General features: G+C 42.3%; 11 protein-coding genes. 4 read left to right on the forward strand and 7 right to left on the reverse strand.

The window, feature by feature from the left end; genetic code table 11:
* Nucleotides 1-134 precede the first annotated feature (134 nt).
* The gene (gene rlmD, locus G608_RS20015; RefSeq protein WP_081677314.1) at nucleotides 135-1,514 is read right to left on the reverse strand and encodes a 23S rRNA (uracil(1939)-C(5))-methyltransferase RlmD; all 1,380 of its coding nucleotides are present in this window, start codon (nucleotides 1,512-1,514) and stop codon (nucleotides 135-137) included.
* A gap of 58 nt (nucleotides 1,515-1,572) precedes the next feature.
* A complete protein-coding gene (locus G608_RS0105535) occupies nucleotides 1,573-1,884 on the reverse strand; it encodes a hypothetical protein (protein ID WP_026495199.1) in 312 nt (103 codons plus the stop codon).
* Between the two features lie 289 nt (nucleotides 1,885-2,173).
* On the opposite strand from G608_RS0105535, the gene G608_RS0105540 reads away from it, so the two are divergent.
* Nucleotides 2,174-2,968 carry a flagellar filament capping protein FliD gene (locus G608_RS0105540; protein WP_026495200.1) on the forward strand — a complete coding sequence of 265 codons (795 nt, stop codon included), beginning with the start codon at nucleotides 2,174-2,176 and terminating at the stop codon, nucleotides 2,966-2,968.
* Nucleotides 2,969-3,117: 149 nt separating this feature from the next.
* On the opposite strand, the gene G608_RS20020 is transcribed toward G608_RS0105540, so the two are convergent.
* The 5 genes from G608_RS20020 to G608_RS0105565 form a co-directional block, all read right to left on the reverse strand.
* Nucleotides 3,118-4,401 (reverse strand): glycoside hydrolase family 3 N-terminal domain-containing protein, encoded by a 1,284-nt coding sequence (locus G608_RS20020; RefSeq protein WP_035794822.1) that lies wholly within the window; start codon nucleotides 4,399-4,401, stop codon nucleotides 3,118-3,120.
* A 979-nt stretch (nucleotides 4,402-5,380) separates the two neighbouring features.
* Nucleotides 5,381-6,619 carry a serine hydroxymethyltransferase gene (gene glyA / locus G608_RS0105550; protein WP_026495201.1) on the reverse strand — a complete coding sequence of 413 codons (1,239 nt, stop codon included), beginning with the start codon at nucleotides 6,617-6,619 and terminating at the stop codon, nucleotides 5,381-5,383.
* Between the two features lie 69 nt (nucleotides 6,620-6,688).
* The gene (locus G608_RS22250) at nucleotides 6,689-9,166 is read right to left on the reverse strand and encodes an ATP-binding protein (protein ID WP_051208884.1); all 2,478 of its coding nucleotides are present in this window, start codon (nucleotides 9,164-9,166) and stop codon (nucleotides 6,689-6,691) included.
* 2 nt (nucleotides 9,167-9,168) lie between these two features.
* Nucleotides 9,169-12,078: an ATP-binding response regulator gene (locus G608_RS22255; protein ID WP_081677315.1), complete on the reverse strand. Its 2,910-nt coding sequence runs from the start codon at nucleotides 12,076-12,078 to the stop codon at nucleotides 9,169-9,171.
* A gap of 24 nt (nucleotides 12,079-12,102) precedes the next feature.
* Nucleotides 12,103-13,416 (reverse strand): GGDEF domain-containing response regulator, encoded by a 1,314-nt coding sequence (locus G608_RS0105565; protein ID WP_026495202.1) that lies wholly within the window; start codon nucleotides 13,414-13,416, stop codon nucleotides 12,103-12,105.
* 173 nt (nucleotides 13,417-13,589) lie between these two features.
* Here G608_RS0105565 and G608_RS20035 point away from each other — a divergent pair, with 173 nt between their 5' ends.
* From G608_RS20035 to G608_RS20040, 3 genes are all read left to right on the forward strand, one after another.
* Nucleotides 13,590-13,925: an Hpt domain-containing protein gene (locus tag G608_RS20035; protein WP_051208888.1), complete on the forward strand. Its 336-nt coding sequence runs from the start codon at nucleotides 13,590-13,592 to the stop codon at nucleotides 13,923-13,925.
* 48 nt (nucleotides 13,926-13,973) lie between these two features.
* Nucleotides 13,974-14,945: a diacylglycerol/lipid kinase family protein gene (locus G608_RS0105575; RefSeq protein ID WP_026495203.1), complete on the forward strand. Its 972-nt coding sequence runs from the start codon at nucleotides 13,974-13,976 to the stop codon at nucleotides 14,943-14,945.
* 144 nt (nucleotides 14,946-15,089) lie between these two features.
* Nucleotides 15,090-15,800 (forward strand): phosphatase PAP2 family protein, encoded by a 711-nt coding sequence (locus tag G608_RS20040; RefSeq protein ID WP_026495204.1) that lies wholly within the window; start codon nucleotides 15,090-15,092, stop codon nucleotides 15,798-15,800.
* Nucleotides 15,801-15,817: the final 17 nt, after the last annotated feature.

Consider the following 15,817-nt stretch of genomic DNA (forward strand, 5'->3'; position numbering starts at 1 on the left):
TTGAGATAAGAATTATTACGTTTGCATCAGTATGAAGATTTTTATCCTCTATAATATTATATGCAAAAAGGGCATCTAATTACACGGTGTTCCAAATAAAATAGCGGTTGACAAAATGCCAACCGCACCTAAACTTAAAATTCCTTATCAGTCGTTCTGGTTAAGAGAACGACCGTCTCTACACTCCTGGTATGCGCAAACATGTCTACAGGAATGATGCGCTTTACGACGTATCCGTTTTTGGTCATGAACTCAAGGTCGCGGGCAAGAGTGTCGGGACTGCAGGATACATAGACAACTCTGTCGGGAGCGAGTTTAAACATGGACTCCATGAAAACCTCGGTGGAACCGGCACGAGGGGGATCCATGAATACAACATCCACCTTCTCGCCTGCTTCCGCCATCTGAACCATGAACTTGCTGGCATCGTTCTCATAAATATCTATATTCTTAATTTCGTTCATTCTTGCATTTAATCTCGCATCACGAACAGCATCCTTATTCAGCTCAACGCCGATAACTTCCTTTGCCTTAGGGCTTGCGATTATGCCGATTGTACCAACACCGCAGTAGCAGTCAAGGACAGTTTCTTTGCCTGTAAGGCCTGCAAGCTCAACAGCCTTGGAATAGAGCTTCTCCGTCTGAACAGGATTAACCTGATAGAAGGACTTTGGTGAAATTTTAAATTTCATTCCGCAAACTGTATCATAGATAAATCCGGGACCATAAATTGTCTTCTCCTTATCGCCCAGAATCATGCTTGTATGCTTGTCATTTACATTTATAACTATGGTTGTGATCTCAGGATGCTCCTTCAAAAGAGCCTTCACAAAATTATTCTTTGAGGGCAGGATCGGAGATGTGAGCACCAAAACAACCATAATCTCACCGGTGTTATGACCGACTCTTATAAGCACATGACGAAGAAGTCCATATCCATTATCCTCATCATAGGTCTTGATCTTGAAGGATCTAAGCATACCTCTGATGGTTGCAATGATGGCGTCTGCCTTCTCATTCTCAAGGAGACATGCATCAATGGGCACAACATCATGGGTACCTTCCTTATAAATACCGGACTGGGGATTACCCTTCTTATCATGGGTGAAAACCGCATGGACCTTGCATCTGTAATGATCCGGGTTCTCCATTGCCATGAAGGGTGAAACCTCTCCAAATTTTCCAAGGAGTTCCTCCATCTTCTCCTGCTTGATGGCGATCTGCTTCTTGTAAGGCATATCGATCATCTGACAGCCGCCGCACTTCTTAGAGTAAGGGCAACGACTCTTGGTAGCCTGCTTTGTGGTCTCCGCCTTTCCGGACCTGCCGGTACTCTTGGAAGCAGTAGCCTTCCTGACATTATCAGATTTATTGCCGGCAGTGCCAGCCTTGCTGCCTCTCTTTCCTGAACCATCGGCTTTAGTGAACTTCTTACCTGCCTCGATCTTGCTGCCTTTATTTCCCTTCTTCTCTGCCTCAGCCTTACTACCTGCTTTATTAAACTTCTTCTCCATAAATCTACCTCTATAGACACAAAGCCTCCGGAACAACTTCTGCTCCAGAGGCCATTAATTACTTCTTTTTCTTTCCGTTTTTATCTTTTCTGTGTTCACCAAAATCCCTGAGCTTAATATCTTCAAGTCCTGAAACCAGCTCTCTGGCTCTCTCAACATCTGCTCTGTTTATGCGAATGGTACAATAGATTTTATTTTTATTGCCACCGAAAAGCTTTTTCAAAAATGACTGCTCATGCCAGTCAATATAATATGAAATGCGGTTTGATAAAAACCTCTCCTCAAGAGTCTTCTTGCTCTCTCTGCTATATACTCTGCAAAAAGACACTTCATTATTAAAAACCTGATCGTCCTGAATTATTGATGACATGCTTAAAACCTCTTACTTTTTCAAATGTATCGAAAATATTTTACACTATACGCAACTAATTTGTAAATGGAAACGGCAAACCTACGATATCATATTTTGAATCTAATTAGCAAAAGCACTCCTAATTTATGATATATCGAACACTTTTACACATAGTTCATTTTATTTATCATCTTTTCATTTGATACTTTAAACGTTACGGTGTACAAATTAATTAGAGGTACTATGCAACGGCATGGAAGCCGTTTTTCGGGAAAATATTTTTCCTTAGATCAAAGGAGTGATGTCTATGGGAATAAACGTAAATATGGATTATTCCACCTTATTTAGCAGTATGTCCGGCGCATCTTCATCCAACAATTATTTATCGGGCTTAACAGGAATGCTTTCCGACTATTCTTCCATTAAAAACGGAAGCTACGGTAAGCTTGTTTCTGCATATTATAAAAAGGTCGGCAACGACGGCTCCTCATCCAAAACTGATGACAGCAAGGATGCCAAGTCTTCAGAGCTTTCCAAATCCCAGCAGGTAGCTGCGGAGAAAAAGAAATACTCATCGATTGCATCAAATGCCAATGCACTTGAAGAGTCTGCAGAAAAGCTTACCAACTCAGGAACCGATTCTATATTTGAAAAGACCTGGAAAGCAACAACGGATGAAGACGGAAACAAGGCGCAGGTATTTGACTACAACACAGACAAGATAGTGTCCGCTGTTTCTGATTTTGTAACAAAATACAACAGCCTTGTATCTGCTGCTTCCGATGCATCAGACTCAACAACCAGCACAAGAGCATCCTACATGGAGAAAATCACAAACTCCTTCAAGGATGAGCTCTCATCCATCGGAATTTCAGTATCGGATAAGGGTAAGCTCTCTCTCGATAAGGATAAAATGAAGGAAGCAGGCATGGAATCTGTAAAGAATATTCTTGGCAGCCGCAGCGGCTATGCATATCAGATGTCCTCCTCCGCATCTTCTTTGGAGAGTGCAGCATCAAGAGCAGCCAGCAACAGCTCTACCTATTCAAAGACAGGCAGCGTAACACCTAACTACTCATCCATTATGGATTCGTTTATTTAAAAGGATTAGGGCCTGTTCCCTTTTCTCATACCTATATGCCATAAAATAAATCCTCACAGCCACCGGGTTGTGAGGATTTATAATTTAGTCGAATTATTTATTTCTATCATTCAAAGCAAATGCATCTTTTTTTATCAGCTTCTCTTGAATCAATCAGCTGCGATCTCATCTACTCTGCTGGCATATTTTACTCTGTAAATTCTGGACAGTGACTCATTTATCCTGTCCTCGCTGATAACGCCGCTCTGTACTGCAGCAAGAAGTCCGTTATATGACTCCTCAAAATTATCAGGAATGAAAATCATATCAGCACCTGCCTGAATTGCCGCAACTGCTGCATCGCCATCTGAATATCTCTCAAGAATTGACTCATCACTGAGAGTATCTGTGATGATGATTCCCTGATAGCCAAGCTGACCTCTGAGGAGATCTGTAACTACTGCGCTGCTTAAGCATGAAGGCGTATCATCCTGAGTTATTCCCGATGAAGGTGATGCACAAACCATGATCATATCAGCACCGGCATCGATACCTGCCTTAAAAGGTGCAAGGATATCTGCCATACCCTCTGCTGTGGTTCCGCTGTCTGCCATCTCAGGGAAAAACTGAAGGCAGGAGAAAACTCCATATGTATCAAGTCCTGCAACTGTCTGAGCTACCATACTGGAAACAACGGCCTGATCAGTACCAAAGGACTGCTCACTGTCAGAGAGATTTGCATTTATTCCAAAATTAAGATTGAATCCGTATCTGTTGAGATAATCTGAAACTGTTGTTGCTGCCTCAAGTGCCTTCTCAGGACTTCCTTCTGCTGCAAGCTGTGAAGGTGAAGCCGGCATTTCAAGAGAAAGTCCGCTGGCAACCTTGCTTCCGCTGCCTCCAACCTCTGATGTTGCTATGAAAAGAGGATACTTACTCATATTAACTGTAGTTGAAAGCATATCTGTAAGCTGTGCCTCATCCTTGATATTCTTGGTTGAGTAGTAAATACCGCCAACAGCATATTTTGAAAGAGCATCCTGAGTAGCAGTTCCTGCCTTGATCACAGCATCTGCACCGGTAAGCTGTTCAGGAGAAATAAGAAACATTCCTGCAACCTTGTCCTCAATAGGCATCTCCGAAAGGCAGGTATCAACTATTGTATCAAGCATGCTCTCAGTGCTGGAAACCTCAGCCTCAGTGATATTCTCTTCCGGTGATGAAACCGCAGCGGGCTCAGCCTCTACTTTGGAAGCCTCAAGTGAAGCCTCGTAAGAAGCATTCATCTCCTGTATAAAACCTGTAGCCTTGGAAATACCTAATGCGATAGCCGCAACGAAAACTATAATAAAAACTCCCATGATGGAATATGCAATGATCTGGCTGCGGATTCTGCGCTGTCTTCTGATCTCACGTCTCTCATCACGTTCGGAGCTATTAATTCTATCTTCCATACATCCTCCCCTATGGAATCCACCCAAAAAACTTATCTAAAGTATAGCATAGGGAAACCACAAATTCTACCCAAACATAGATACGAAACCACTAAATATAGTGCATAGAACCCCACATATAGCACCCTTAGAATAGGATTTCGCTCGCGAAATCCTCGCGCCGGGCACGGTTGCTGAAAGCAACAAATTCCTTACGTGCGAGTGAGCAGAACAAAGAGTCGCTCGCGACTCTTTGCGCGCTGGTGCGCGCAAGCTTTAGCTTGCAAAAATCATCTGCGCACCAGTCGCATCCTTAGCGGAGCGCTTTTTATTCAATAGGAAATTCCTTCGGATTTCCTATTGAATAAAAAAACGTAAGGGCGAATGATCTTTTTTATTACCATTCGCCCTTACGCCTTTTCAAATTGTTCGTTGTCCAATGGACTTACCTCCAAATTCTCAACCCTGCTCTTTCCATTAACCTTTGCACTCGTATGCTGTGACGGTTAGTTCGACGACTAATTCTTCGCCACTATGTCATGTACTTGAACTCGTTGTGATGGAATTACTCACTTTTGTTGTGGTTAAACTAATTCGCTCGGTGGACTGTACCTTCCTTTCCGAAACTAATTATAAAACAAGATTTACTGTTCTAACTTATGTTCCCTTTGGACCGTACCTCCCTTTCTTTCAGCCACCCGCTGAAGTATTTAAGATGTATCTCGTTTATTTATGTTTGTAGTATACCCTCCCCTATTTAATTTGTCAATACACTTTTTAAATTTTCTTTTATTATTTTGATTATTTGTCAGTAATTAATTGTTTTTCTGATAAATTGTCGCAATCATATATAATTTATATACAATTCAAAATACCGACTTTTTCTTTTACATGAATGAAAATACAAATACATGAAAAGCCCCGAAATAAAAAGACTACCCGTATAATGTACCGGGTAGTCTTAAAACCACAATATCTATTAAATTTATGCTTAAATTTATCAAATAAGAGGATATTTTTTCGTTAATTCTTCGATAATTTTTCTTGCTTCGTCGTTCTTTTCACCCTTGCCCTTGATGACGATGGAAATAGCCTCAGCGATCCTATCCATGTCGTCTTCCTTCATGCCACGAGTGGTAACAGCAGGTGTTCCGAGACGGATACCGCTTGTAACAAAGGGTGACTGCTTTTCATTGGGTATTGTATTCTTGTTAGCTGTGATGTGTGCATCATCAAGCCATGCCTCAACGTCCTTACCTGTAAGGTCGAAGTTGGTCAGATCAATGAGCATCAGATGGTTGTCTGTTCCGCCTGAAACGATCTGAACGCCTCTCTTCATAAGGCCTTCGCTGAGTGCCTTTGCATTCTTAACGATCTGCTTCTGATATTCAACAAATGAAGGATCAAGTGCTTCCTTGAAGCATACAGCCTTAGCAGCTACTACATGCTCTAAAGGACCGCCCTGGATTCCCGGGAAAACAGCCTTATTGAACTTGTACTTATCCTGAGCTGCCTGATTCCAGAGAATGAGACCGCCTCTGGGTCCGCGAAGAGTTTTATGTGTTGTTGTTGTAACAACATCTGCATAAGGGAACGGACTGGGATGAACACCTGCAGCAACAAGTCCCGCAATATGAGCGATATCTGCCATAAGTACAGCGCCGCATGCATCTGCTGCCTCTCTGAACTTAGCAAAATCAATTGTTCTGCAATAAGCTGATGCGCCTGCGATGATGAGCTTTGGCTGGTGCTCCTTAGCAAGTCTGATAACCTCGTCATAATCGATGAAACCGTTCTCATCTACGCCATAAGCTACAACATTGAAATATGTACCTGAGATATTTGCCGGACTTCCGTGTGAAAGGTGACCGCCCTGACTGAGGTTCATACCAAGAATAGTGTCACCGGGCTTTAAAAGTGCAAACTGAACTGCCAGATTGGCCTGTGCTCCTGAGTGGGGCTGAACATTTGCATAATCGCAGTGGAAAAGCTCCTTAGCTCTGTCTCTTGCGATATTCTCAACCTTATCAACTACCTGACATCCGCCGTAGTAACGCTTTCCGGGAAGACCCTCTGCGTATTTGTTGGTAAGAGGGCTACCCATAGCTGCCATAACTGCCTTACTTACCCAGTTCTCAGATGCGATCAGCTCGATGTGATCATTCTGACGCTCCATCTCTTCCTCGATGAGGGCAGCGATTTCCGCATCAACATTCTTAACTTCGTCCAATGAATACATACCCGTTCTCCTCTTCCTAATTTTGACAATTTAAAGTGCTAAAGCAAACTTGTTGTGTATCATAGCACATTATTTTTTTAGTGTCAAAAATTCTCCCAGTCTTGCAAAAATAACATCCGGCTCCACGGGCTTGGATAAATGGGCATTCATTCCGGCCTGAAGACACTTCTGTACATCCTCATCAAAAGCATTGGCAGTAAGGGCTATTATAGGTATATTGCGGGCATCCTCTCTGTCCATTGCTCTTATTACAACTGTGGCCTCAAGTCCGTCCATTTCAGGCATTCTCATATCCATTAGAATCGCATCATAGTATCCTTCAGGGTGTCCTTCAAACATTTCAACCGCAAGCTTACCATCCTTTGCATGGTCTACCTCAATACTCTTCATGCTAAGGATTTTCATTATGATCTTGGCGTTAACCTCTATATCCTCCGCAAGAAGTATTCTCCTTCCTGCAAGAGAAATTTCTTCTACTTCACTGGAAGCTTCCGCTTCCATAGGACCTTCTTCCTCCACAATTCTCTCAGAATCAGCAAGGGTCACAGATACCACAAACTCGGTACCCTCATCCTTTTTGCTGCTGACTGTGATCTCACCGTTTAGCATATCCACAATATTCTTGGTGATTGCCATTCCAAGGCCGGTGCTTCCGTATTTGTTGGTTCTTGAAGCATCCTCCTGAGAAAAGGCATCAAAAATTCGGGGCAGAAATTCCTCATCAATTCCTACGCCTGTATCCTTCATTATGAATTTAAGAAGGCTGTTTCCGTTAAAGTGAGTTGTTCTCATAACCGTAAAGGTAACGTCACCGCCTGCAGGAGTAAACTTCACGGAATTTCCAAGAATGTTGATGATTATCTGCTCAAGCTTCATGGCATCTCCGATGTAGTAGCGGTCGATGTCACCAATCATCTGAGATTTGTAGTTAAGTCCTTTATTCCTGCACTGACTTCCGATTATGGTATCTATCTGATCAAGAAGCTTTCTAAGAGAAAACTCTTCATTCTTGATAGTCATCTGCCCTGACTCAATTCTGGACATATCGAGTATGTCGTTTATGATATTCAAAAGGTGCTCTGCCGATGCGCCTATCTGCTTAAGATAATCCCTTGTCTTGTCGGAAATATCCGGGTCATCAAGGGCAATCTTATCAATACCTATAATGGCGTTCATAGGTGTTCTGATCTCATGACTCATACTGGACAAAAATGCAGTTTTTGCCTTACTTGCCTGCTGAGCTACGCTTAGAGCATCGCTTAGTGCCTGACTATGCTCCATGGTTCTTCGCATCTCGGTGTCTACATCCGTAAATCCGACACCGATGGAATGAACAGTGTTATCCACTCGTTCCTCCACCCTTCTTACACCTGCCATTCGAATCATCTCATAGGATTCCCTGCCATTTTTAATGCTGAGATATCTGTAGGCAATAAGTGATTCCGTAGACAATCTCTTACGGATATTTTCAGGATCTATGAATTCAAGGAATTCATCTCTGTACTGCTCTGTCACATGCTCATAGGCATATTTTTCAAAGGTATCACTAAAAACAAAGGTCTCTCCCTCTTTTAATCCGTTTTCAAGTCTTGAATGAGACCTGTAGCAGGTACCCTTATCCTGATCAAGATTTATATAATAAACACTCCAGTAATCCGATGCCAGCGCCGTGATCATGTTATTGGCCTGCCTCTGGGCATGGTCCATATACTCTCTCAGGTGATCCCTGACTGAGTGAATTTTTTTACCTATCATCTGAATTTCATTTTGAGCATCACTGTCAGAGGTACCTCTTTCTCTGTTATCTTCAGAGATTGAAGCACCTGAAGAAGCCGCCAGCTCCTTGGTAATATCATCAACGTCATTTGCAAGATCATTAAGATCAGTAAGTAGCGACTTGAAGTAGCTTCTTACATTTCTCATTACAAAAAATATAAGGAAAATACCGATAACTACGGTCAGCATAATATCCGCAAGGATTATACGGAAAAATCCGGCAATCTGCTCTTCGTACCAGATGGCACTAAAATCAACCGCAACTATTACAGCCACATTCCCTTCAGAATCAAAAACAGGACTGTAGGCACTGTAAAACTTCCCCCATTCATCCTCATATGGATCCATATCCACGGCGGCAACGCCCTTACTTGCACTGTAAAGAGCATCCGTGTACACAATGGGCGATCCGAACTCTCCGGGATCTTCCTCTGCGGGATCTATTGAAAAAACAAATTCCTTTTCTCCAACCTGCTTAATGCAATAGATGTATTTAAGCTCCATGTTGTTCTGAAATGCCCGAAGCTTATCCATCTCTCTTTCATAGGCTTCGGTCCCCTCATCTTCTGCCTTGAAGCTTCCAACCACATCCCCATCCAACATGGACGCAGCAGTATTGGACATATCCATCATTCTGCTGTTTATCAGAGTTTTGATAGCCCTCTGGGACTGCATTGTCAGAGAGACTCCCAAAAATACATCTGCGATAAGCAAAAATGCAGATACGCCTACTATGATTTGTGTTGTTAGGCTAAGCTTTCTGGTCTTCATAATCAGGTATTCTCCGTTGTAAGAACCTCATTTAAAGTAGCGATCAGTTTACTTATATCGATAGGCTTAGCTATATGCCTGTTCATTCCGGCAGCCTGCGAAGCCTCTATATCCTCCTTAAAGGCATTTGCCGTCATGGCGATGATCGGTATCTTGGATATTCCAGGGTCCTCCATGCTACGAATAGCTTTTGCTGCCTCATAACCATTCATAACAGGCATCTGCACATCCATTAAAATACCCTGATAATATCCGGATCCATTAGCCTTCACCCTGTCAACGGCCTCTGCTCCGTTCTCCGCATGCTCTACCATAAAACCGAATTTCTTAAGAATACGGCAGGCAATCTCCCGGTTTACAGGCTGATCATCCACCACCAGAAGACGTATGGATGTGTGATCAAGCTTTGCCGTACTAGCGGCAGCATCCTCCTCTGCCTTGATTGTTTCTTGATCATCCGTTGCAAAGCTTACTTCAACTATAAACTCCGTGCCTTCTTCCTTTTTGGAATTAACCGTGATAGTGCCATCCATAAGATCGATAATACTCTTTGCAATGGCCATTCCAAGGCCTGTTCCCTGAATTCCGGTCACATCCTTATCTCTCTCATATGCAACAAAAACCTTATCTACAAACTCAGGGCTCATACCCATTCCGGAATCCTTAACACTTATCCTGTAAAAGGCCCTGCTGGTTTCCTCTGAAAGCTGCGTAAGAGTCACCCTGACACTTCCGCCCTCAGGTGTAAATTTGCAGGCATTACTTATAAGATTAAGAAGCACCCTGTTAAGCCTGTTGGAATCACACATAACATAGCGGTTTTTAAGATTCTCACAGGTTACCGTATAATCAATATCCTTAAGCTTCATCTGATTTGAGAACAGATTCCTGATATCATCCATGGATTTCTGCAGGTCCGTCTCAACTATATCAAGCTCCATCCTGCCGCTCTCAATACGGCTCATATCAAGGATATCATTTACAAGAGCAAGAAGATGTTTACTTGAAGCCTCGATCTTATCTAAGTACTCAGCGCCCTCCTGCGGCATATTTTCAACGTCCTTGGCTATTTCCGTATAACCGATTATGGCATTCATGGGAGTCCTTATATCATGACTCATATTTGATAAAAACTTAGTCTTTGCCTTGCTGTTTTCCTCAGCTCTTGCCTTTTGTACCTCAAGATCCCGCTCCCTGTGCATCATTGAATTGTATATGGAAAACATGATGAAAAGCGCAATAAGTATGGTGACCATCTGCAGCATACTGTTGGTTTGCATGGAATCGTTCACCATCTCAACCTGGGAAGCCATATAATCCTCTGACTCTATAATTTCATTCAAGGTCAGCTTTACGCCATGATTTGACAGTTCCTCCTCGTTATAGGTGTCAAGGTTCACCAGCACCTCTGCAGTGGTCTCTTTTGTAGCCTCTCTAAACCATAGCATTGAAAGGAAAAATACAAGAAACAGCAAGGAAATCCAAACTACCGTGGACCTTCCAAAGCGCCTTTTTTCATCCCGCATATAGACATGACGGAATGCCAAAAAGCCCAACATACTCCAAATAATAAGAATGAGGTAGGACTCTGTTGCAAGCTCGCTGACAGACCAAAAGCCCGGCACAAGGAAATACAGAGTAAAGAAAAGCGAAATGATAGAGCCTGAAAGCCCCACTATTTTCATGGGCAGATAGTTTTCCTTTTTGGCAGTCTTATAGGCAGACCAGGAGGTATAGGCATAGGCAACCGTCGCTCCAATTGTGTTTACATCTACGATCCAGCCGATGGCTGTCCTTCCAAAAAGCGGAATCGGAACAGATACAAGAACAAGTATCAAGAAAACCTTTCCTGGAACGCCGCTCTCGTTTAATTCTGCAAATCTGTCTCCTACTATGTTGTCCTTTGCCATGGAATAGACAAGCCTGCTGGCAGCGATAAGATTACCCACAAGACCTGTCATAATACCGCATAGAGCTGCTATTCCAAGAATTACAATCCCCTTATTGCCAAGATATGTCTTTGCAGCATAAAAAGCGGGAAGTCCTTCAACCTGGGAAAACTTATCCAGATCGTTAATATAGGCCTTCCAGCTGATATACCCTTCAGGAAACGCAGAGGCAGTGATAAGTGCAAGCAGAGAATAGGCCAAAACACCTGCAATAAGTGCAGCCACAATTACAGTTATGGATTTTTTCACATCAAAACGATATTCCTCTACGGAATGGGTAATGGATTCAAATCCGACGAATGCCCATGGTGCAAGCAATACTATTTTCCCGACCTGCTTTATTTGACCTGTCTCATTTGAAAAATACGGATTAAGCTCTGTGATACTGCTTCCCCCTTTAGTAAAAATAAATGCAGCACAAAAGACGATACCTCCAAGCAAAAGCACCGCCATAATTATCTGGGTTACGGCTGAAAATCTGCCACCAAGCACACATACTACACCTGCGACTAAAAGTGCAATAAAGCTTAGAAGTATCTCGCCGAAATATACCTCAAAGCCTGCAACATTGTAATGAAAACCAAATTGAAAAAGACCACCGAAAAGATTTCTGAAGATGATAGGAAGAGCCGTGACATTGGCCCAGACTATTGCGATATAAACAAGCATAAGAAACCATGTGCTTATGAAACCATGGTCATAGCCCATTGTATTTTTGGTGTAAGAATAGGTACCGCCGCAATCGGGATAATGCTTCATCATGTAAAAATAATTAATTCCGATAAGCAGCATAACAAGACCGCCTATGAACATGCCAATCACAGTTCCGAAAGGTCCTGCCATAGGTAGAAAAGTTGTCCCCGGCATAACAAAAGAACCCCAACCCACGCTACATCCAAAGGCCAGAGCCCATGCGCCTAAAGGCGTAAGATATCGCTTTAAATCAGAATTTCTGTTTTCCACCTTATCCCACCAACAATCATCTGTTTATTTTCCCTGGAAGCGTCCCATCTCATAAGATATGGTGATGATATCGCAAAACTCCGTCTCGCTCCAGCTTTTATCTATTCTGTCAGTAACTACCTTTATATCCTGTCCTGCTGCCTTAGTCAGAGCTATCATTATCTGATTTTTGCTGAACCTTGTTACAACATCACTTTCCCTTAACAGCCCTGCCACCATTTCAGTGAAGACATCAGCAGCATCCTCCTCGCCAACATCACCGTCAGAAGTTACGGAATAAAGCAAAACATAGGCGGAGGTCCTGTAATTTGACACAACTCTGTTCAAATATCTGTAAACATGCTTAAACTGCTCAGGAGGCAGAAGCATTGCGCCTTTCTTGGGGCTTCTCTCACCCATAAGCATCATAGCTGCGGATAATCCTTTTGCCATCTCATTTGCGGAGTTATCGTCACTATCCTCCACAAAAATCTTGTAGCCATGCTTACCGTGTTGTTTTACGTCATAGAGCGCTTTGTCCGCCTTCTTAAAAAGTGTTAGGAAATCCTTACCTTCCGTAGGTGCAAATACGCATCCGATTGAGGCTCCAAGCGGAATCGTCATATCTTCGCCCATAAGCTCCTTGGCAGAGCGCAGAATCTCTTCGTTTATGTAGGCTGATTTTTCCTTAATGATTTCTTCTTTGTTGATATTTTTACAATAGATAATGAATTCATCGCCGCCCATTCTCCCTGCAATATCAGTGGAGCGAATGGCTGAGCACAGAATCTGCGCAAAACGTATAAGCACCTTATCACCCATATCATGACCATAGATATCATTAACAGGCTTAAAGCTGTCTAAATCTATCATCATAAGTGCTCCGCCGTTCTTTTTGCAGACTTTTTCGATCTCCTCCTGGGAGGCTTTTTTATTCAGAAGCCCGGTCATGGGATCTGTGCCCACTTTCTGCTTAAGTCCTTTTATCTGTTCGAGATTTACGAAAATATTGGAAATGCGCTTTAAGAGGACATCTGCCCTGAAGGGTTTTTTGATATAATCCAGCGCGCCTATCGCAAAGCCCTTACTTTCAGTCTCATCCTTCTTATCGGCAGTCATGAACATGAAGGGAATATTTATCCCCTTTTCTTCCTGTACTATCTGACGCAGTCTAAAGCCGTCTATTTCGGGCATTCTTAAATCAGACAAAACAAGATCGGGGGATTCATTTTCAATAATACTAATGGCTTCCTTACCTGAAGAAGCGCAAATAGTATGATATTCACTGGATAAAATATGGTCGGTCATACGAAGAGAGACTATTTCATCATCCACAATCAAAATCGTGTGATTCTTCATCCTGATCTCCTTCTACATGCGCATAAATGCTAAAGAGTCTATGCCACTACAATAAATCGTACCATATACAATTTCTCAAAAAAGAAAAAACATATAAAAAAATATTAAATATCTATATTTTTTTGTATAATTATATTATGTACAGAATTTTCTAAGCAGATAAGGAGAATGTTATGACTATAGATTCACTCAGAGCTTTTGGCGCAAATGTGGACGAAGGTCTGGAGAGATGCATGGGCATGGAGGATTTCTATATGGAAATGATAGAGCTTGGCATCTCCGATGAACGTTTCGATACTCTTGGCACTTTTCTGCAGGAAAAGAATCTTGATGAAGCCTTTGAAGCGGTACATGCCCTGAAGGGTGTAATCGGAAATCTTTCGCTGACGCCTCTTTATGAGACCATTAACGTTATTACCGAGCATCTTCGCGCCAGGGAGGATATGGACTATAAGCCGCTTTATGATAAGCTTATCAGTCAGAGGGATGCCATCAAAAATCTGGCATAAGCCCTTATTTATTACAAAATATTATTACTTTAGAAAGACAGCAAAAAAATGTTTTATTGTATTGTTAACCCATCTGCCAGATCAGGAAATGGCAAAAATATCTACAGCAAATTCGAGGAAAGATGTAAAAGTCTGGGAATTCCCTATAAAGTCGTATTCACAAAGGGACCGGGGCACGCCATGAGCGTAGTATCCCGCCTTACCTCTGATACACATCACAAGCTTGAGGGCCCGCTGAACATGCTTGTAATGGGCGGCGATGGCACAATAAATGAAGTTATATCAGGAATCGCGGATTTTGATAATGTCAGAGTCGGCGTTATTCCTTTGGGATCAGGTAATGATTTTGTGCGGGACATGAAGCTTCCAAAGCGCACAGATGAGCTTCTTGAGACAATACTTAAGGGAGATGTTGTAAGACAGCTTGATGTTGGTAATGTTCACTACAACAATATGACTAAAACCCTGTCAAGACTTCATGATGAGAGAATTACTCCGGACAGACGCTTTGATGTAAGCTGCGGAATAGGTTTTGACGCCGCAGTCTGCGAGGAAGCCTTAACCTCCGGCACCAAGAGCTTCCTTAACAAAATCGGTCTTGGAAAGCTGACCTACGGCTCCATAGCTGTAAGACAGATTGTGAACGCAATACAGCCCGCCTGTGACATAGAAACAGATGACGGCACAAAGGTACACATCGACCACTTCATATTTGCTGCTGCCATGATTCACCACTACGAAGGCGGCGGATTTAATTTCGCTCCGGATGCAGATTTCTCGGACGGCTATTTTGAGCTGATTGCCGCAGGTGACATCAGCATGGCTCAGACCTTTAAGGTACTTCCCATGGCTTATATCGGAAAGCACTATGGCCAGCAGGGAATCGTCCACCTTAAGGCCAAGGAAATCCGTATAAAGACTGAGCTTCCCCTTTGGGTACATACAGATGGTGAGGTTCTTCTTAAATCTGACGACATAACTCTTACCTGCCATCAGAAAAAACTGAATATGCTTATGTAATTTATAGTGAAAACGCCCTATTATTTATATTTTTTTAATGATTTTTAGTCACTTTTAGGTTTGAAAAATTACCGGCTTTGTTCTATATTACTTCATAAAGGTAACAAATCATTAATAATTTAACTTAATAAGGTGTTTTTTTTTATGAAAAAGAGTTTATCGAAGTACTTTGACAAGCCTTGGACAAAAGAGCGTCAGCTTGAAACTATCAAATGTACGATATTCGTTCTCATATATGCGGTTATATATTTTGTCTGGTTCTTCCACTTGGAGAATACTAATGCAGTACACTACACAGAGATACATGCAGCACTTGATGACAAAATCCCGTTTTTAGAGATATTTATAATTCCATATCTTGGTTGGTTTGCTTATTGCGCCATATTCTTCGTAATGTTCCTACTTATGTATGACATGGAGGACTTCTTCAAAAATGCAGCATTCCTCTTTACCGGAATGACAGCCTTTTTGATCATCTCATCATTATGGCCCAACATTCAGTATTTAAGGCCTGTGGTGATGCCAAGAGACAATGTGTTTACTGCCATGATCTCACATCTTTACATGACAGATACACCTACCAATCTCTGGCCCAGCATCCATGTTTACAATGCACTTGGAACACACATTGCTGTAGCTAATTCAAACAGATATGGCAAGGGCATCAAGCGTTTCTCACTGGTATTCAGCATACTGATCGTGCTCTCTACAATGTTTATCAAGCAGCACTCAGTTATCGATGTACTTGGCGGAACACTCTTCGCAATCGTTATGAATCTTGTGGTTTATAAGAGCGAGCTCATTGTTAACGCCTATGCACGTCATGAGGAAAAGCTTAAGACCTACAGAACCTGATAAAAAATTAAGAACAA

Origin of the sequence: Butyrivibrio sp. WCD3002 (genome assembly GCF_000424265.1) — a bacterium.
Taxonomy (GTDB): Bacteria; Bacillota; Clostridia; order Lachnospirales; family Lachnospiraceae; genus Butyrivibrio.